This is a genomic window from Fructilactobacillus vespulae, assembly GCF_047324295.1.
GTDB lineage: Bacteria > Bacillota > Bacilli > Lactobacillales > Lactobacillaceae > Fructilactobacillus > Fructilactobacillus vespulae.
In genome coordinates this window covers 1,358,697-1,379,724 of record NZ_CP137138.1, presented here as the reverse complement: position 1 = coordinate 1,379,724, position 21,028 = coordinate 1,358,697, and the positions used below count along the sequence as shown (strand labels likewise).

The window sequence follows — 21,028 nt, the reverse complement described above, 5'->3', positions numbered from 1 at the left end:
ATTAAAAAAAGAATTGATTGATCAATTCTTTTTTTGTGTGGTTATGGAGATAAAATTATGAAAACAATGAAGAGTAATGAAACTTTAAGTCTAATTGAAGAAATCACTAGATTAGATGGCAGTAAATACTTGGAAATTAGTAATGTCGTGCAAAATGGTCGAGCTGAATTGGCTGCGGAAAGAGGTTTTATTAAACAAGTTCGAATTCTAGAAATTAATATTCCTCATTCCGGACACGTCATTAATTATGAAAATTATATAAATGAAAACTTTACCATGCCCACCGAAAAAATGACAGAGTTTCAAGAGTGGAAACGGACACCGGAAATGGAAGCAGAAGTTCAAAAAATATTAGCTGAAAATCATTTAGGTTAATAACTAATGTTTCTTTACCACTAATTCTTAGTATGGGATAATTTAAGCATACAAAAGTTGGAGGAAAATCATGACAGAAAAATTTTTAGTTGGTACTTACACTAAACAACAAAGTAAGGGTGTTTACCAAATTGAGTTGAACACTGAAAAAAAGGAACTACAAAATGCTGAGTTAGTTGCTAAAGCTGGTTCACCAACGTATTTAGCTGAATCAGATACACATCACGTATACGCAATTGATAAACAATCAGTTAATGATCAGGTTAAGGGCGGAATAATCGCTCTTGATGCAGCCAATACTCCATTTAATCAAGTACAGTCACTTCTTGAAGATGGTAGTAGCCCAGCATACGTAACCGTTGATGAAAAACATCAAAATGTTTATACCGCTAATTATCATTCTGGTGATGTGATTATCTATTCTATGAATGAAGATGGTACATTAACCGAAACTGATCGGATTCATGATGATGGCGAAGTGGGTCCTCGTCCAGAACAGGCTAGTGGGGCACATCCACATTATGCTGATTTAACTTATGATAATCGTTTAGTAGTTTGTGACCTTGGATTAGATAAAGTTTATATTTACAATTTATCTACAGCTGGTAAGTTGAGTTTGGTCAGTGAATCTAGTTACAATCCTGGTTTTGGTCCTCGTCATATTAAGTTTGTTGAAAAAACCGGTAAAGCTTATTTAGTAGGTGAATTAGCTAGTGAACTTGCAGTTTTAAATTATAATGAAGAAACTGGCGAATTAGAAACACAACAAATTGTCTCTACTATTCCTGAGGATTGGAATGAGCATAATGGGGCAGCTGCAATTCGGGTTTCTGCGGATGGCAAGTTTGTGTACGTTTCCAACCGTGGAAACGATAGTATCGCCGTTTTTGCGATTCAAGCCGATGGAAACGTTAAATTAGTGCAAGTGATTTCTACTGAAGGTGAATTTCCCAGAGATTTTAATTTTAATAAGACCGAAGACTTCTTAGTGGTAGTTAACCAAAACACTAATAACGCTACCTTATATGAAAGAGATGCAGCCACTGGATTGTTAACCATGTTGCAAAAGGACTTTGAGGTGCCCGAAGGAACTTGTGTGGCTCTAAGAAAGTAAGCTAAAATAAATTGCAAAATTAAGATTGATATTGTATATTTTAAGTAGTAAGTATAAAAGTTAACGGAAGAGTACTTAAAGATAATTTATGTAGCGAGCTAGGGGTAGTGGAAGCCTGGTTAAATACTTTAAAGAAAAACACCGCTAAAAATTGGTTAAAAGCCAACGTGTTCGGAGCGTTATTTCCGGTTAGAGTTGGTTTAATTATTAAACAATTTGGGTGGTACCGCGAAGATCTCGTCCCTTGCAGACGGGGTCTTTTTATATTGTCAAAATTAAGGAGAGAAAATACGATGACTGATGTTTTAGTTAAAGATTTATATACTAAGTCACGAGACTTTGGGGAAGATGCAATCTCTGTTTCTGGTTGGATTAGAACAACCCGTTCTTCCAAAAAAATTGCATTTATTGAAGTTAATGATGGTTCATACATTAAAAATGTTCAAGTAATTGCTAAACGTGATAACTTAGCTAACTTTGAAGAAGTAATTAAACTTCCAATTAGTTCAACATTAAAGGTTACTGGTAAGTTAGTTGAGACACCAGATGCACAACAACCTTTTGAGTTACATGCAGAAGAAATTAATATTGAAGGGGCTTCAGATCCTGATTATCCCCTTCAAAAGAAGGCTCATTCATTAGAATACTTACGGACAATTGCTCATTTACGTCCTAAAACCAATACTTTTTATGCCGTATTCAAGATTCGTTCATTAGCAGCGTTTGCAATTCATGAATATCTACAAAAGGATGATTTTGTTTACGTAAATACACCAATCATTACCAGTTCTGATACTGAAGGTGCTGGTGAGATGTTCCGAGTAACTACATTAGATGATCAAGACACTCCAAAAGATGAAAATGGAAAAAATGATTACAGCAAAGATTTCTTTGGTGAAGAAACTAATTTAACGGTTAGTGGACAATTACAAGTGGAACCATTTGCCTTAGCATTTAGAAATGTATACACATTCGGTCCGACATTTAGAGCCGAAGATTCACATACTAAACGACATGCTGCTGAATTTTGGATGATTGAACCAGAAATGGCCTTTGCTGAACTTCCAGAAGTTTTAGATTCATCAGAGGGATTATTAAAATACGTGGTTAATTATTTATTGGATCATGCTGCAGCTGATCTTCAATTTTTAAATGATAACGTTGATAATAATTTATTAGAATTACTCCACAAGACTGTTGATGAAGATTTTGCTCGAATTACTTATACCGAAGCAATTGATTTATTGGAAAAGAGCGACGCAGACTTTAAATTCCCAGTTAAATGGGGAATTGATTTAAACTCAGAACATGAACAATACTTGGCAGAACAAGTCTTTAAGCGTCCTGTATTTGTTACTGATTATCCTCGTAATATTAAAGCATTTTATATGCGTGATAATACTGATAAAAAGACAGTTGCTGCAGTTGACTTATTAGTACCAAGAATTGGAGAATTAATTGGTGGTAGTCAACGTGAAGAACGCGAAGATGTTCTTCAAGCAAAAATGGATGAATTTGGGTTACCTCAGGCTGAGTATGACTGGTACTTAGATTTACGTAAGTATGGAGCAACCAAACACTCAGGTTACGGAATTGGTTTCGAAAGATTACTAATGTATGTGACTGGAATGGATAATATTCGTGATGTGATTCCTTATCCAAGAATTCAAGGTAGCATTAATTTTTAATATTAATTTTCAAAAGGGCACCGAATAACGGTGCTCTTTTTTGTATTAATTCTCACTATAAAAAGGATACAAAATTAATTTGTATCCTTTTTTATTTTATTTACAATTTGTTGAAAAATAATTAAGAAATTGTTTAAAAAAAATACAACAAATAAATTAACAATAAATAAATTAAATGATATAATTCAAGTGTTTAAAATAAATTGCATAATCTATTAAATTAATTAAAATATTTATGACTATTATTAAATTTAATTAAATTTTGATTCAACTAATTAATTCTCTGGGTATTCAGTAATACTTATTGAGGGATAAGATGCTGAGAAAAAATTTTTTGGAAAGGAGATTTTTTAAAATTAATGTAAATAAAGATTATGATGGGAAGCTTTTTAGAACATTTTAATTTTTATATGTAAGCAGAATTAATAATTTATTAATTATTAAAATAGGAGAAAAAGTTATGTTATACAATAAACGTGAATTTAACAAAACGAATGATAAAAAATTATTGCGTAAAGTTAAAGGCAAGTGGATTGTTGTTTCTATTGCATCAATGATGTTATTAGGTGGAGGAAGCGTTGCTCTTAATGTCAATAGCGTTAAGGCCGATGAAGTTTCTTCTGGAGTAGCTAAGTCTAGTCAACCGGTTCCAGATAGTGGGGCAAGTGCTAATAGTCAGGCAGATGTAAAAAGTGAAGCAAGCACAAACAGTCAATCAAGCGTAAAGAGCGAAGCTAGTGTTAATAGTCAATCAGCCGTAAAGAGTGATGCAACTACAAACAGCCAATCAACTTTAAAGAGTGATGCAACTACAAACAGCCAAGCAACTGTAAAGAGTGATGCAACTACAAACAGCCAAGCAACTGTAAAGAGTGAAGCAAGCACAAACAGTCAATCAACTTTAAAGAGTGAAGCAAGTACTAGTAGTCAAGCTAGTCTCACTTCTAATGAGACGATGCTTCGTTCGCCACAAGTTACTTTAAGAGATGGTAGTAATAGTCAAGAAAACAAAGATTTGACTAATTTATTAACACCAGCTGAAGGATGGCAAAGTGTTGATTACAATTCAAACAATGCCACCATTAGTAGAACGTTTATCAATAAAGTTGATGGGAAAGAATATACGATTACTTTGTCTCCAAGTGGTGATCCAGCACTAAAGAATCCGGCTGGAAACGGTCTTACTGACTTTTCTGATGCTGCAGGAATTAATACAAGTTCTGACAATTCAACATTGCCAGATCGTCCTTTTGTAAATGCTACTATTAAAGTTGACGAGGTTACATATACTTATACTTATGATTTTGGATCAGCAAGAACTTCAGGATATTATCAAAGAGATGGTAATAGTACTAAATTTACGCCATTTTACACATCTGATTCAAGTTCAAATTTTGATAAAACAGTTAAAACTAGTAAATATATTAAATTTTTTGTAAATACTAGTGATTCCAGAATGCGTATTGCAAAAGTTATGAATACTAGTGATAACATTCAAATTATGGAAGTTGTTGAATTAGGTGAAACCGGTCAAATTAATCACTTTGTTACTTTCCTAAATCAAGGTAATAGTACGTTTAATAAAAATTTTGGTATTTTCATGGATACGGCCTTATCAACTAAAACTCGTGGTAAACAAAATGATGATGTAAATGTTGTTGCTGATGGGAATAAGGGTATTAAAATCTCTAATGATAGTTTGAATTTGTACACTGATCCAGTTTCTAATTCAACTATTTATGGAGGTAACTATAATAGAGGAAGTTCTTCAAACATTTATAATTATTTGAATACCCGTCGTATTTTAGTTGGAGATCATTTAAAAGATGCAACTAATGAAAGTAATGGACAAGTCTTGACTAGTGGTGATTCAATGATTGCTATCCAGGCAAATCAATCGAAATTGGATCCTGGTGAAATTTATTCTTTCAGTTATTCAGACTATTTAACTACTGTAAATGACGATAATGTTTTTAGTGGTAGTGTAGTAATCCCTTCTAATATTAAAGATGTTGATCCTAATATTTCAGATATGGATTTAGCTCAGTTTACTCAAATAGTTAAGGGAAAAGATGGTGATACTATCACCATTAATACTCCTACTATTAAAGGGTTTAACAAAGATAAAAATACAATTGAAGTTAAGGTTCATGTAATTAAAGATGAGACTGGTACAAGTACCAACAAAGTTTCGTTTACTACTAATGATTTTGTTACTTACTCAAATCCATCACAAAAACATGCCTCAGATGCAAGTAATAGTGCAAATTCCGCAGCTATAAGTGAAGTACATGGAAATTCATATGCTTCTGCTGCAAATTCATCAGCCTCAGCAGCTGGATCATATGCATCAAATGCTAAGAGTTCAGCAAGTGAAGCTGGTGTAAATAGTTCAGCAGCGTCAAGTGCCGCAAAAGATGCTAACTCAGTAGCAACAGCACATCCAGAAAATTCAGTAGCAAGTTCAGCCGCTTCAACAGCAACTTCAGCAGCATCAGAAGCTAACAAGCAACAATCAATTGCTTCAAGTGCTGCAAATGTTGCCTCAAGTGCCGCCAGTGATGCTTCAAGTGCTGCAAACGTAGCATCAAGCGCTCAAGGAGTAATCTCAAGTGCTGCTTCAGTAGCAAATTCAGCAAATGAAGTAGCTAAGTCAGCTGCATCAAATGGTGATGAATCAACTGCCAGTTCAGCAGCTAGTGTAGCTGCAAGTTCTGCCAGTGATGCTTCATCAGCAGAACAAGTAGGAAGTTCAGCTGCAAGTAAAGCTAAGAAAGATGAAGAAACTGCAAGTTCAGCTGCCTCAGTAGCAAGCCAAGCTAACAGAGATGCATCAACTGCAAATAGCCAAGCACAAAGTGCTGCATCAGAAGCAAACAAGGCCGGCTCAGCTGCCAACCATGAATCTAATGCAAGTAACAGTGCTAAGTCAGCATCAACTAGTGAAGTAAATGGAAACTCATACGCATCAGATGCTAAGAGTTCAGCTTCAGCAGCTGGATCATACGCATCAAATGCTAAGAGTTCAGCAAGTGAAGCTGGTGTAAATAGTTCATCAGCATCAAGTGCAGCTAGTGATGCCAACTCCGTAGCAACAGCACATCCAGAAAACTCAGTAGCAAGTTCAGCTGCTTCAACAGCAACTTCAGCAGCATCAGAAGCTAACAAGCAACAATCAATTGCTTCAAGTGCTGCAAGCGTAGCTTCCAGTGCTGCAAATGATGCATCAAGTGCTGCAAACGTGGCCTCAAGTGCTCAAGGAGTAATCTCAAGTGCTGCTTCAGTAGCAAACTCAGCAAATGAAGTAGCTAAGTCAGCAGCAGCTAAAGGTGATGAATCAGCAGCAAGTTCAGCAGCCAAAGTTGCATCAAGTGCTGCCAGTGATGCTTCATCAGCAGAACAAGTAGGAAGTTCAGCAGCAAGTCAAGCTAAGAAAGATGAAGAAACTGCAAGTTCAGCTGCATCAGTAGCAAGTCAAGCTAACAGAGATGCATCAACTGCAAATAGCCAAGCACAAAGTGCTGCATCAGAAGCAAACAAGGCCGGCTCAGCAGCTAACCATGAATCCGATGCAAGTAACAGTGCTAAGTCAGCATCAACTAGTGAAGTAAATGGAAACTCATACGCATCAGATGCTAAGAGTTCAGCTTCAGCAGCTGGATCATACGCATCAAATGCCAAGAGTTCAGCAAGTGAAGCCGGTGTAAATAGTTCATCAGCATCAAGTGCAGCTAGTGATGCCAACTCCGTAGCAACAGCACATCCAGAAAACTCAGTAGCAAGCAAGGCTGCTTCAACAGCAACTTCAGCTGCATCAGAAGCTAAGAACCAAGAAACAATTGCATCAAGTGCTGCAAGCGTAGCTTCCAGTGCTGCAAATGATGCTTCAAGTGCTGCAAACGTGGCCTCAAGTGCTCAAGGAGTAATCTCAAGTGCCGCCTCAGTAGCAAACTCAGCAAATGAAGTAGCTAAGTCAGCAGCAGCTAAAGGTGATGAATCAGCTGCAAGTTCAGCAGCCAAAGTTGCATCAAGTGCTGCCAGTGATGCTTCATCAGCAGAACAAGTAGGAAGTTCAGCAGCAAGTCAAGCTAAGAAAGATGAAGAAACTGCAAGTTCAGCTGCATCAGTAGCAAGTCAAGCTAACAGAGATGCATCAACTGCAAATAGCCAAGCACAAAGTGCTGCATCAGAAGCAAACAAGGCCGGCTCAGCAGCTAACCATGAATCCGATGCAAGTAACAGTGCTAAGTCAGCATCAACTAGTGAAGTAAATGGAAACTCATACGCATCAGATGCTAAGAGTTCAGCTTCAGCAGCTGGATCATACGCATCAAATGCCAAGAGTTCAGCAAGTGAAGCCGGTGTAAATAGTTCATCAGCATCAAGTGCAGCTAGTGATGCCAACTCCGTAGCAACAGCACATCCAGAAAACTCAGTAGCAAGCAAGGCTGCTTCAACAGCAACTTCAGCTGCATCAGAAGCTAAGAACCAAGAAACAATTGCATCAAGTGCTGCAAGCGTAGCTTCCAGTGCTGCAAATGATGCTTCAAGTGCTGCAAACGTGGCCTCAAGTGCTCAAGGAGTAATCTCAAGTGCCGCCTCAGTAGCAAACTCAGCAAATGAAGTAGCTAAGTCAGCAGCAGCTAAAGGTGATGAATCAGCTGCAAGTTCAGCAGCCAAAGTTGCATCAAGTGCTGCCAGTGATGCTTCATCAGCAGAACAAGTAGGAAGTTCAGCAGCAAGTCAAGCTAAGAAAGATGAAGAAACTGCAAGTTCAGCTGCATCAGTAGCAAGTCAAGCTAACAGAGATGCATCAACTGCAAATAGCCAAGCACAAAGTGCTGCATCAGAAGCAAACAAGGCCGGCTCAGCAGCTAACCATGAATCCGATGCAAGTAACAGTGCTAAGTCAGCATCAACTAGTGAAGTAAATGGAAACTCATACGCATCAGATGCTAAGAGTTCAGCTTCAGCAGCTGGATCATACGCATCAAATGCCAAGAGTTCAGCAAGTGAAGCCGGTGTAAATAGTTCATCAGCATCAAGTGCAGCTAGTGATGCCAACTCCGTAGCAACAGCACATCCAGAAAACTCAGTAGCAAGCAAGGCTGCTTCAACAGCAACTTCAGCTGCATCAGAAGCTAAGAACCAAGAAACAATTGCATCAAGTGCTGCAAGCGTAGCTTCCAGTGCTGCAAATGATGCATCAAGTGCTGCAAACGTGGCCTCAAGTGCTCAAGGAGTAATCTCAAGTGCCGCCTCAGTAGCAAACTCAGCAAATGAAGTAGCTAAGTCAGCAGCAGCTAAAGGTGATGAATCAGCTGCAAGTTCAGCAGCCAAAGTTGCATCAAGTGCTGCCAGTGATGCTTCATCAGCAGAACAAGTAGGAAGTTCAGCAGCAAGTCAAGCTAAGAAAGATGAAGAAACTGCAAGTTCAGCTGCATCAGTAGCAAGTCAAGCTAACAGAGATGCATCAACTGCAAATAGCCAAGCACAAAGTGCTGCATCAGAAGCAAACAAGGCCGGCTCAGCTGCCAACCATGAATCCGATGCAAGTAACAGTGCTAAGTCAGCATCAACTAGTGAAGTAAATGGAAACTCATACGCATCAGATGCCAAGAGTTCAGCCTCAGCAGCTGGATCATACGCATCAGATGCAAAGAGTTCAGCAGATGGTGCTGGTGTAAATAGTTCAGCAGCATCAAGTGCAGCTAGTGATGCTAACTCCGTAGCAACAGCACATCCAGAAAACTCAGTAGCAAGCAAGGCTGCTTCAACAGCAACTTCAGCTGCATCAGAAGCTAAGAACCAAGAAACAATTGCATCAAGTGCTGCAAGCGTAGCTTCCAGTGCTGCAAATGATGCATCAAGTGCTGCAAACGTGGCCTCAAGTGCTCAAGGAGTAATCTCAAGTGCTGCTTCAGTAGCAAACTCAGCAAATGAAGTAGCTAAGTCAGCAGCAGCTAAAGGTGATGAATCAGCTGCAAGTTCAGCAGCCAAAGTTGCATCAAGTGCTGCCAGTGATGCTTCATCAGCAGAACAAGTAGGAAGTTCAGCAGCAAGTCAAGCTAAGAAAGATGAAGAAACTGCAAGTTCAGCTGCATCAGTAGCAAGTCAAGCTAACAGAGATGCATCAACTGCAAATAGCGAAGCACAAAGTGCTGCATCAGAAGCAAACAAGGCCGGCTCAGCAGCTAACCATGAATCCGATGCAAGTAACAGTGCTAAGTCAGCATCAACTAGTGAAGTAAATGGAAACTCATACGCATCAGATGCCAAGAGTTCAGCCTCAGCAGCTGGATCATATGCATCAAATGCCAAGAGTTCAGCAAGTGAAGCTGGTGTAAATAGTTCAGCAGCATCAAGTGCAGCTAGTGATGCTAACTCCGTAGCAACAGCACATCCAGAAAACTCAGTAGCAAGCAAGGCTGCTTCAACAGCAACTTCAGCAGCATCAGAAGCTAACAAGCAACAAACAATTGCTTCAAGTGCTGCAAGCGTAGCTTCCAGTGCTGCAAATGATGCATCAAGTGCTGCAAACGTGGCCTCAAGTGCTCAAGGAGTAATCTCAAGTGCCGCTAGTGTAGCAAACTCAGCAAATGAAGTAGCTAAGTCAGCTGCATCAAATGGTGATGAATCAACTGCCAGTTCAGCAGCTAGTGTAGCTGCAAGTGCTGCCAGTGATGCTTCATCAGCAGAACAAGTAGGAAGTTCAGCAGCAAGTCAAGCTAAGAAAGATGAAGAAACTGCAAGTTCAGCAGCATCAGTAGCAAGCCAAGCTAACAGAGATGCATCAACTGCAAATAGCGAAGCACAAAGTGCTGCATCAGAAGCAAACAAGGCCGGCTCAGCTGCCAACCATGAATCCGATGCAAGTAACAGTGCTAAGTCAGCATCAACTAGTGAAGTAAATGGAAACTCATATGCATCAGATGCCAAGAGTTCAGCCTCAGCAGCTGGATCATACGCATCAGATGCCAAGAGTTCAGCAGATGGTGCTGGTGTAAATAGTTCATCAGCATCAAGTGCAGCTAATGATGCCAACTCTGCAGCAAATAATCATCCAGAAAACTCAGTAGCAAGTTCAGCTGCATCAGTAGCAAACTCAGCTGCATCAGAAGCTAACAAGCAACAGTCAATTGCCTCAAGTGCTGCCAGTGTTGCCTCAAGTGCTGCAAGTAATGCTTCAAGTGCTGCAAGCGTAGCTTCGAGCGCCCAAGAAGTAATTTCAAGTGCCGCCTCAGTAGCAAATTCAGCAAATGAAGTAGCTAAGTCAGCTGCAGCTAAGGGTGATAACTCAACTGCAAGTTCAGCAGCTAGTGTTGCCTCAAGTGCTGCAAGTACTGCTTCATCGGCAGAACAAGTAGCAAGTTCAGCTGCAAGTCAAGCTAAGAAAGATGAAGCAATTGCTAGCTCAGCTGCTTCAGTTGCTAGTGATGCTAGTCAAGCTGCCTCAGTGGCAAATAGTCAAGCCCAAAGTGCTGCCTCAGTAGCAATCAAGGCTGCTTCAGCTGCCGATAATTCATCAGCAACAAACAATGGTTCGAACACATCATCAACTGGTGTTGTAAACGGAAACTCAAACGCACCTGTTTCAAGTTCAGTTGCAACAAGTTCTGCTTCACATAAAGCTAATGATGAAAGTTACGTAACCACAAGTGGAAATGATAGAATTAATAATTTGAAATTGGTTAATGATAAACCAAATGAAAATAAAAACTCACTTCCACAAACAGGTGAAAATAATAACCAATTACTATCAGCAATTGGTGCCTCACTTGTATCACTATTTACTATTTTAGGTTTTGCAAGAAGAAGAAAAAATAATAAATAGATGTATTAAGAAAGATAGTTCTCTTTAATGGGAGCTATCTTTTTTGTATAGAGCAATAATTTAATATCCTTTGTTTTACTTCTAAAAAAGTTTTTTTAAATCTTATTCAAATTAGTAAAATTGAAAAATGTATTATTAATTTGTGTAAGATGTATTAGAAAAATAAGGAGAAATATAGTATAATATACATTGTAATAATTATAATCTATAAAAATGAAAGAAGGAATTGATTATGGAAAATCCCAAGTCAATGAGCAATGCAACAAGACTATTGTTTATTGCAACAATGTTGATTGGAACGTTCACGATGTCAATTAGTCAATCATCATTATCAACTGCATATCCAACCTTAATGAGTTACTTTGGAGTATCTGCGGCAACGATTCAATGGTTAACCACTGGTTTTATGATTGTCATGTGTATTACGATGCCAATTAGCCCATGGTTACTCAATAACATGAGTTTTAAAAAGTTGTTTATCAGCGTTTTAGCCTTATTTGATATTGGAACTTTAATTATCTTTTTTGGGACCAGTTTTCCCATGATATTAATTGGAAGAGCCATGGAGGCTGCAGCAGTCGGTATTTTATTTCCTTCATATCAAACGGTTCTACTAGAGATTACCCCAGAGAAAAAACGGGGAACAATTATGGGGGTAGCCGGATTGGTAATGGGATCTGCATTAGCATGTGGGCCCATTATATCTGGAATTGTCCTTAACTTTACTAGTTGGCGTGGTTTATTTATCTTCTTCATGGTTGTGATTACAACTATCCTAGTAATTTCATTTTTTGTAATGAAAGATGTGATGAAACGGGTTGAAACAAAACTAGATTGGCTATCAATTTTTTACACAATTGGACTCGTAGGACTTCTTTATGTAATTACAGAAATTAGCAAAGTAAATAGTGAAAAATCACTTTTATTAGGAATTTTAGTTGTTTCTGTAATTATGATTGGTCTATTTGTTCGGCGGCAGTTTAAAATTGATAATCCATTGCTTGATTTAAGAGTTTTGAAAACATTTAACTATGATTTAGCTGTTTTACTAACTGGATTTTCATATATTTCTCTAATTGTAGTAACGATTATTTTTCCACTTTACTATCAACAAGTTCTCCACGTTTCTCCCTTTATCTCAGGAATGGCATTAGTTCCTGGTGCAGCACTTTTAAGTTTTCTAAATCCCATTACTGGTAAGTTAGCAGATAAGTTTGGTTTTAAACCAGTAATGATTTTTGGAATGATTATGATTGTCACTGGTTGGGGACTTTTATCTGTAATTACAGTTTCAAACATAATATTAATGATTTTGATTGCGATGTTAATTGAAGGTGGGAACGCCTTTGTAATGATGCCAGCAGTTACTCTAGGTGCTAATTCATTACCAGATAAATTAATTTCTCATGGAACGGCTGTTATTACAACGATTCGACAGATTCTGGGATCAACGGGAGTTGCTGTTGCTACTTTGATTTTAGTTAATGTATCTAAAAATGCAGTAGACCAAGGTAAAAGCATTATGCATGCAAACCAAACTGGATTTCATGCAGTGTACTGGACTTTCTTTGGAATTGCAGTGATTGGATTGGTAATTGCTTTATTAATTAGAAATACACAAAGCAATAGTAAGAAGTAATTCCAAAAATGTGCTAGTATACAATTAAATGATTAAAAAGAAGTCATTGAGACTTCTTTTTTGTGAGGAGGATATTTAAAATGAACAAAAAGAAAAAGTCGCGCCTTAAAAAGGTGGTTTATTACATAGTTATGACGCTTCTTTTAGTTGTCGGGTTAGGATTAATTTTTAATTCTCAAATCAAAAGTTATTGGATTAACTTTCAAGCGCAAGAAAAAGTTGAAAGTATTACTAAATCTGAAGTTAAAAAAGGTCAACAAAAAAAGGCCGATTATAATGCAGAAAATGTGAAAGCTATTTCTGATTCATCTTACGTTGAGAGCCAACAAGCCAAAAAAGAAAATGCTATTGGTAAAATTACAATCAAAGACTTAAAGATTAACTTACCAATTTTTAAGGGATTGAATACTGAAAACTTAACTATTGGAGCTGGAACGATGAAGGAAGATCAGGAAATGGGAAAGGGAAATTATACACTTGCCGGTCATCATATGCAGGATCCTAAAGTACTATTTTCTCCTTTATCCAAGGCTAAAAAAGGTCAGATTGTAGAAATGACTGATTTAACCCATAAGTATAAATATAAGATTAGTGACGTTAAAATTGTTCCTGAAACGGAAGTCAGTGTAATAGACGATGTTCCAGGTAAAACGGAATTAACTTTGGTTACTTGTGCATCAGGTAATCCAGGGGAAACTAGAAGATTGATTGTAACTGCTGATTTAGTTAAATGATTTTTAGGTTAAAATTTTTTTAATTTTTAATTGACAGTTTAATTCCATAGTGTTTTAATTGTAACAACTTAAAGGAAGGAATTTATAATTATGATAATTAGTAATCTAAATAAAAATAGATCCTATTATATCTTTACTTGGTTTATGTAGCCATTCGTATTGCAAACGATACGGGTGGAAAATCCGTATCTAAGTAGAGTCTATTTTTAATCTCAGTTAGATACAAAAAACAAATTTGGTTTAACTGAGTTAAAATAATTGGATTATACTATCCTAATTAGAATTTCTGTATAGAATTTTAAAAACTCGTTAAACACAAAAAGTGTTTAGCGAGTTTTTTTATTTAAGAAAGGGTGTTGATGGTGAATGATGTTGTTGTAAGAAAACAGAATAAAAAAATTTCGATTGGTTTGTACATTAATTATTTTATTCATGGAATTGCTTTAATTATTTTGGCGCAAAATATGACTTCTTTATCAGAAAATTGGGCGACGAATATTGCTACGGTCTCTTTTGTGATATCAGGAGTTGGAATTGGAAGGTTAATTTTTTATCCAATTTCTGGTTTCTTATCTGATCACTTTGCTAGAAAAAGTTTCGTCTATCTAGGAATGTTTTCTTATTTAATCTTTGCAATTGGAATGGCTTTTACAAAGGAAATTTGGACAGCTTACGTTTTTGCAATTTTTGCCGGTTGTGCTAATTCGTTGTTGGATTCTGGTACATATACAACACTGGTTGAAATGCATGATGGCGAAGGTCAAGGAACTGTTTTATTAAAAGCATTCATGTCTGCAGGAGAATTTATTTTACCGATAATCGTTTCCTTCTTATTTGTGAATCATTTTTGGTATGGTTGGTCGTTTATTTTAATGGCATTTTTATTAATTTTAAATTCAATTTATCTTTTTCCATTAAAATTTCCCCAACAAAGTTTTCGGTCAAGATCAAAATCTGTGACTAATCAATTTAGTTTTAGTGGAAAAAAAGTAATAATGACTATTTTCTTATTATTTTATGGATATACCTCAATGGCTTTAATGATTTTATTTACACAATGGATAACGTTATATGCTCAAAATTACTTAAATATGAGTGATTTATCAGCACATTTTTTGTTATCTCTATATAGCATCGGTTCAATTATGGGTGTAATAGTTTTATATTTTTTGTTGAAAATAAAAATATCAGAAATTAATTTAATGTTTTTATTAAATTTGTTGGCGGTGTTAAGTTTAACCACAATTATGTTTGGTAATAATAACTTTTTCATTAAGGTGGCTTGTTTACTATTTGGATTTGCTGCGGCTGGGGGCGTGATGCAAACTGGTTTAACTTTTTTTATGAAATTATATCCAACTAGAAGAGGAACAATTACTGGTAGTTTTTACTTTTTTGGTAGTTTAGCATCTTTTTCTGTCCCAATAATTACTGGCTTTTTAGCAAAAACTAGTGTGGTAAAAGCATTTTCGCTTGATTTAGGAATTGGAATTATAGGATTGATTATTGTAATAGTTTTACTTTTATGTAGTCGAAAGGAGTTTAAATGAGTTTAGCAGATGAACGAAAAAAAATTGATAGATTAAATAGCGAAATTGCAAAATTGTTGGTTAAAAGATTTGAAATTGCTGATTCTATTAGTCAAATTAAACAACAAAATGGACTTCCAATTTTAAATAAAAATCGAGAAAAGGAAGTTTTAAAAAAGCTAACTAACGTCAGTGATAACAATAAGTATCAAGAAAAAATTGAAAACATATTTATTAAAATTATGGATGAAACTAAAAAAGCGGAGGAAGAATAAATGAATTACATTACAGCAGGTGAATCACATGGTCCACAACTAACTGGAATTTTACAAGGAATTCCAGCAGGATTGCATTTAGATATTAACGAAATTAATGATGCATTAAAGGCACGTCAAGGTGGGTATGGACGTGGTAATCGGCAAAAAATAGAGCATGATGAGATCCAAATTGTTGGTGGGGTTAGACATTCAATTACTTTGGGAAGCCCAATTGCTTTAGTAGTTAAGAATAGAGATCATGCTCACTGGGATAAAATTATGAATCCTACTGATGAAGAAAATAACAGTAACACCTTAAGAAAAGTAGAACGTCCACGTCCTGGACATGCAGACTTGGTTGGTGGAATGAAGTATCGTCATCGAGATCTACGCAATGTTTTGGAACGTTCATCCGCCAGAGAAACTGCCATGAGAGTTGCAATTGGAAATATTTGTAAGCAATTACTAAATGAACTAGGGATTAACTTGGTTGGATATGTACAACAGATTGGTTCAATTGAAAGTAACAATCTTTCAACTGATGTTTCAATGATTGAAAAAGAAATTAAAAAGAATGACTTAAGGATGATTGACGAAAAAGATGTCAAACAAATTCATGATTTGATTGATAAAACAAAAAAAGATGGTGATACTTTAGGCGGAATTATTCGTGTAGTAGCTGAAAATATGCCAGCTGGAATTGGAAGTTATGTTAATTGGGATACTAAACTAGATGGCAAGCTTGCAATGGCAGTTATGGGCGTTAATGCGATGAAAGGTGTCAGCATTGGTGATGGTTTTAAAGTAGCGACTCAGTTTGGGAGCCAGGTTATGGACCCAATTGAACATTCAGATTCAGGTTGGGATCGAATGAGTGATAATTTAGGTGGTTTTGAAGGCGGGATGACAAATGGAATGCCTATTATTGTAAAAGCAGCCATGAAACCAATTCCAACGCTGTACAAACCATTACAAACAGCTGATATCAATACAAAAGAAATTTCAAAAGCAAACGTTGAAAGATCTGACACTACGGCAATTGTTCCAGCTTCACTTGTAATTGAATCGGTGGTAGCCATTGAATTGACTAAGGCATTAACAGACGCTTTTGATGATAGTAGTTTGGGGAGAATGAAAGAACAAATTGCTAATTATCGGCAAGAAACCCAAGATTATTAAGATGATTATTAATACGTTAGGACCCATAGCAACCGATAGCTATCAAGCAGCAAAACAGTATCAACAAAAACATAAAAATATTGCAATTAAATTACATCACGATTTTATGGATATCTTGGTTCATTTAAATTTATACGAAGGGGAATTACTATTAATTCCAATGGCATATCAAAACGAAAATGGTAAAAGTTTAGGTGATTTTCATTATCAAATGATTGAAAACATGAAATTGATTGATTGTTTTCTAACTGATTTAGACCCTTTAGTGGTATTAAAAAATCACTCAATGGCAAAGTTTTTTTATACACATCCAGCAACTTTAAAAATAGCTCAATGTTATAACGAAGATTTAAAAATCAAATTAGTTAGTAGTAAATTTGCAGCTTTTCAAAATTATCTAAAAAACGGGCGGATGGTAATTACTAATCAAAAAAATGTTAAAAGATTAAAACCAGATGAAGAAATTATTAAAATAATCCATAGCAAAATGAGTTGGTGTGTATATCAAATTGGAGGTAATTAGCATGAAAAAATTAACCACAGCAGCAGTTAAGGGGCTGCATGGTTCCATTGTTGTTCCAGGTGATAAAAGTATCTCACATCGAGCGATTATGATTGGTGCAATTAGTGAAGGTAAAACAGTTATTAATCATTTTTTAATGGGAGAAGATTGTCTTAGCACGATGAATGCTTTTCGTGATTTAGGAATTGATATCGCACAAAATGATGATCAAATAGTTGTTAATGGTCGCGGATTAAATGGGTTAAAAGAAGCTGCCCAGCAACTTAATATGGGGAATTCTGGAACCACAACTAGATTAATGATGGGATTATTAGGTGGATTTGCTTTTACAAGCAAACTAATTGGAGATGATTCGTTGAGTAAACGACCAATGAATCGAGTAAGTGATCCCTTAAGAAATCTGGGAATAGAAGTCAAAACAACTAATGGAACCCTACCAGCAACAGTAATTGGGGGACAAGTTCATTCAACTACTTATCAATTAAAGGTGGCCAGTGCTCAGGTAAAAAGTGCATTAATATTTGCGAGTCTTTTTGCAGACCAACCATCAACTTTTATTGAAAAATTACCTACTAGAAATCACACAGAAATTATGCTTAATCAGTTTGGAGCCACGGTAAAAACGGCAGCAGATAATTTGACGATTACGGTTCAACCAAAACCAAGATTAAAAGGGCAAACCATATATGTTCCTGGTGATATTTCTTCGGCCGCTTTTTTTATGGTTGCCGCCGCAATTGTTCCAGAATCAGAAGTAGTGTTACAAAATGTTAATCTAAATCCTACGAGAACTGGAATTTTAAAAGTTTTACAGAAAATGAATGCTGAAATTAAAATTGATTATCATGATAGTGTTGGTGAACCAATTGGAGATATTACGGTTAAATATAGTGAGCTAGACCCAATTAAAATTGTGGCAGAAGATGTTCCAGTTCTAATTGATGAAATCCCATTAGTTGCTTTATTAGCTGCTTGTGCAAATGGAGAGAGTGAAATTAGTGGTGCAGAGGAGTTACGAGTGAAAGAAACTGATCGAATTACTGCAATTACTATGGAATTGAGAAAATTAGGAGTTACTATAACTGAAAAAGAGGACGGAATGATAATTGAAGGAACGAAAAATTGGAATATAAAGGATTCTAAATTAGACAGTTATGGTGATCACAGAATTGGGATGATGGATGCAATTGCAGCATTAAAGAGTAAATCAGCCTTATTCTTGAATAATTCTGAAAGTATAAATATTTCATATCCTAATTTTTTCCAAGATTTACAGAAAATTAATGGTGGTGAGTAAGATGAAAACTGTATTGGTTAAAGTTTTGGGATTGATTGGAAGTTCTTTGATTAGAGGCATTAAGATTAATCATCCAGAATATAAAATTATTGGTTTAGATGAAAATCAAAGAACCATTCAATATGCACTTAATCATGGACTAATTGATGAAGCGGCAACTGATTTAACTAATAGTAGTGAAGCAGATTTTATAATATTAGCAACTCCTGTTTCTCAAATTATTATTGATATAGCACAATTATCTAAATTAGATTTAAAAAAAGATGTGGTTGTGACTGATGTCGGTAGTACTAAGCAATTAATCATGAAAACTGCACGAAAACTTGATAGTAAACACATAACGTTTGTAGGTGGTCATCCTATGGCTGGTTCGCATAAAACGGGAGTGACTGCGGGGAAAGCAAATTTATTTGAAAATGCTTTTTATTTTCAAATTTCCGGTAAAAATACAGAAGCTGCACAAAAAATCCAAAAATTATTAGTGGGAACTAAAGCAAAATGGTTGAAGGTGAATGCTAAACAACATGATAAAATTGTTGCTCAAATCAGTCATCTCCCACATATAATTGCAGCTGGATTAGTAAATCAAACTAATCAAGAATTTAGTAACGAACCATTAGGGATGGAACTAGCAGCTGGAGGCTTTAAGTCAATCACTAGAATTGCTTCGGCTGATCCAGTGATGTGGAAATCAATTTTACTTAGTAATCAAGAAATAATTTTACAGCAACTGAAAATTTATCAAGAAACGTTAAACAAATTAGCTGCTCATTTAAAAAATCGAGATGAAGAGGAGGTTGAGTCATTTTTTGCAACTGCTAAATTTAATCGAGATAAGTTAAAGCAACAAAAACACTCTCAAACTGGTTTTTTTGATTTGTTTTTAGATATTCCTGATCAAAGGGGAGAATTAGCAAAAATTACTAAGCAATTAGCCGAGCATAAAATTAGTTTGGTTAATATTCATATTTTAGAGATTAGAGAAGATGTTGAAGGTATTTTACAGTTAACGTTTTCAAATGAAACTGATTTAAATAAGGCTCGGATGCTCCTTAGTAGTAGTTATAAAATTGTGAGGAGGTAGCTAATGAAGTTAATTTTAGTCGGATTTATGGGTAGTGGGAAAACTACTATTAGTAAGCTTTTAGGAGAAAAGTTGAATTTAGATGTTCGTGATTTAGATCAAGAAATTGTTAAATATACCCAGCTCTCAATTAATGATATTTTCAAAAACAAGGGAGAAGCCTACTTTCGCAAGTTAGAGTATGATTTATTGCAAAAACAAACTTCATTTAGTGGAATTTTAGCTACTGGTGGCGGTACAATAATGAATGATAATTGTTTGGAATATGTTAGTTATGGTGATACTCCAGTTATTTTATTGGATATGTTGGACGAAGATATTAAAAAGCGGTTAGGGTCAAAAAATGGACGTCCAATTGCTAGTTTGAAAACAACTGATGAATTAATCGAACTAAAACACAAAAGAGATAGTCGTTATCATCGGGTTGCAAACTTAATAATTAACACTAATTCTAAACAGCCTGAAGTAATTGTTTCTGAAATTATGTTTTTTTTAAATAAAAATAAGATTGGTGATAATAGTGGAACAAGAAGATAAAATTAAAATTTTGAGTAACTTAGTTTCTTTTAATACTGTTAATGGGAATGAGCTTCCAGCAGCTAAGTATATCCAAACTGTTTTAGCTAAGTATGAAATTGAAAGCAAATTAATTGATTTAGGTAATAATCAAGCCAATTTAGTTGTTGAATTTGGTAGTGGCAATCATCCAATTTTGGCAGTTAGTGGCCACTTTGATACAGTTTCTGTTGATAAGTCAGCTTGGAAAACTAATCCATTTGAATTAACGATCAAAGATGGAATTATGTTTGGAAGTGGTGTTACCGATATGAAGGGTGGAGTAGCCGCTTTAATCATTTCATTAATCGAATTAAAGGAACAACAAATTCAGTTGCCTGGGACAATTCGGTTACTTTTAACTGCCGGTGAAGAAGTTGGAATGTTAGGTTCACATCAATTACAAAAAGATGGTTATATGGACGATGTTGATTCATTATTAATTGCTGAACCTACTGGCTATCGAATTGTATATGCCAATAAGGGAGAAGTTGATTTTGAAGTAACTTCAATTGGGAAGGAAGCACATAGTTCTCGACCTAATTTTGGGATTAATGCAATTCAAAATTTGATGGATGTTTTAGAAGAAACTAGAGCAGTAATTGAAAAAAAGGCGGCAGAAAATCAGAGTGCTAGTTTAGGTAAAACTACCTATACTGTTGATATTTTTCAAGGTGGAATTCAAGTCAATGCAATTCCTGGGATTGCTAAAGCTGAGATTAATACCAGAATTGTTCCCAGTTATAATAATCAACAGATAATTGCAGATTTTAAGCAAGTTGTTGCCGATTTTAACCGCGTTCATGATGGCGAAATCAAGGTAGCTATTAAAATGAATATTTCTCCTGTTAATGCAGATCCTAAATCAAAATTAATTAATAATATTATCAAAGTTGCAACTCCATTTTTAAATAAAACTGATTATAGTGAATCAGAAGTTAAACAGGGACAGTTGATGTTAGAAAAACAAGGTTTTAATCCTTTTTCTAAAGATAAGATTGCAGTATTAACTGCAGCAGGTGGTACGGATGCTTCAGAATTATTGGTTAACAAATTAAATGGAGCTAGTTACGCTGTTTTTGGACCAGGTAATCCGTTAAAAATGCACCAAAATAATGAATCTACCTCACTTTCAATGTGGTTGAACTTTATTGAAATTTATAAAAAATTATTTGTTTGTTACTTTGATTAATAGAAAAAGAAACCATCTATAAAATGAA

General features: G+C 35.7%; 14 protein-coding genes and 1 other annotated feature. All 14 genes read left to right on the top strand.

What is annotated here, in order from left to right:
- Positions 1-66: 66 nt before the first annotated feature.
- Entirely contained in the window at positions 67-375 is a 309-nt protein-coding gene (locus tag R4B61_RS06840; protein WP_413628311.1) for a hypothetical protein, read from the top strand.
- Positions 376-445: 70 nt separating this feature from the next.
- Entirely contained in the window at positions 446-1,489 is a 1,044-nt protein-coding gene (locus R4B61_RS06835; protein ID WP_413627512.1) for a lactonase family protein, read from the top strand.
- A 54-nt stretch (positions 1,490-1,543) separates the two neighbouring features.
- Positions 1,544-1,737, top strand: a binding site (T-box leader).
- Positions 1,738-1,782: 45 nt separating this feature from the next.
- The gene (gene asnS, locus R4B61_RS06830; RefSeq protein ID WP_413627511.1) at positions 1,783-3,177 is read left to right on the top strand and encodes an asparagine--tRNA ligase; all 1,395 of its coding nucleotides are present in this window, start codon (positions 1,783-1,785) and stop codon (positions 3,175-3,177) included.
- A gap of 460 nt (positions 3,178-3,637) precedes the next feature.
- Complete coding sequence (locus R4B61_RS06825) at positions 3,638-11,011, top strand: LPXTG cell wall anchor domain-containing protein (protein ID WP_413627510.1); 7,374 nt, start codon at positions 3,638-3,640, stop codon at positions 11,009-11,011.
- A gap of 232 nt (positions 11,012-11,243) precedes the next feature.
- Positions 11,244-12,650, top strand: coding sequence for a DHA2 family efflux MFS transporter permease subunit (locus tag R4B61_RS06820; protein ID WP_413627509.1), 1,407 nt, complete (start codon positions 11,244-11,246; stop codon positions 12,648-12,650).
- Positions 12,651-12,730: 80 nt separating this feature from the next.
- The gene (locus tag R4B61_RS06815) at positions 12,731-13,384 is read left to right on the top strand and encodes a class A sortase (RefSeq protein WP_413627508.1); all 654 of its coding nucleotides are present in this window, start codon (positions 12,731-12,733) and stop codon (positions 13,382-13,384) included.
- A 359-nt stretch (positions 13,385-13,743) separates the two neighbouring features.
- Positions 13,744-14,934, top strand: a complete 1,191-nt coding sequence (locus R4B61_RS06810; protein WP_413627507.1) for an MFS transporter — start codon at positions 13,744-13,746, stop codon at positions 14,932-14,934.
- On the top strand, positions 14,931-15,188 hold the full coding sequence (locus R4B61_RS06805) for a chorismate mutase (RefSeq protein WP_413627506.1): 258 nt from the start codon (positions 14,931-14,933) through the stop codon (positions 15,186-15,188). The genes R4B61_RS06810 and R4B61_RS06805 overlap by 4 nt, the downstream gene beginning before the upstream one ends.
- Positions 15,189-16,349: a chorismate synthase gene (gene aroC, locus R4B61_RS06800; protein WP_413627505.1), complete on the top strand. Its 1,161-nt coding sequence runs from the start codon at positions 15,189-15,191 to the stop codon at positions 16,347-16,349.
- Position 16,350: 1 nt separating this feature from the next.
- Positions 16,351-16,872: a hypothetical protein gene (locus R4B61_RS06795; protein ID WP_413627504.1), complete on the top strand. Its 522-nt coding sequence runs from the start codon at positions 16,351-16,353 to the stop codon at positions 16,870-16,872.
- 1 nt (position 16,873) lies between these two features.
- The gene (gene aroA / locus R4B61_RS06790; RefSeq protein WP_413627503.1) at positions 16,874-18,169 is read left to right on the top strand and encodes a 3-phosphoshikimate 1-carboxyvinyltransferase; all 1,296 of its coding nucleotides are present in this window, start codon (positions 16,874-16,876) and stop codon (positions 18,167-18,169) included.
- Between the two features lies 1 nt (position 18,170).
- Complete coding sequence (locus R4B61_RS06785; protein WP_413627502.1) at positions 18,171-19,253, top strand: prephenate dehydrogenase; 1,083 nt, start codon at positions 18,171-18,173, stop codon at positions 19,251-19,253.
- A 3-nt stretch (positions 19,254-19,256) separates the two neighbouring features.
- Positions 19,257-19,790, top strand: coding sequence for a shikimate kinase (locus tag R4B61_RS06780; RefSeq protein ID WP_413627501.1), 534 nt, complete (start codon positions 19,257-19,259; stop codon positions 19,788-19,790).
- The gene (locus R4B61_RS06775; RefSeq protein ID WP_413627500.1) at positions 19,774-21,000 is read left to right on the top strand and encodes an ArgE/DapE family deacylase; all 1,227 of its coding nucleotides are present in this window, start codon (positions 19,774-19,776) and stop codon (positions 20,998-21,000) included. Before R4B61_RS06780 ends, R4B61_RS06775 begins: the two co-directional genes overlap by 17 nt.
- Positions 21,001-21,028: the final 28 nt, after the last annotated feature.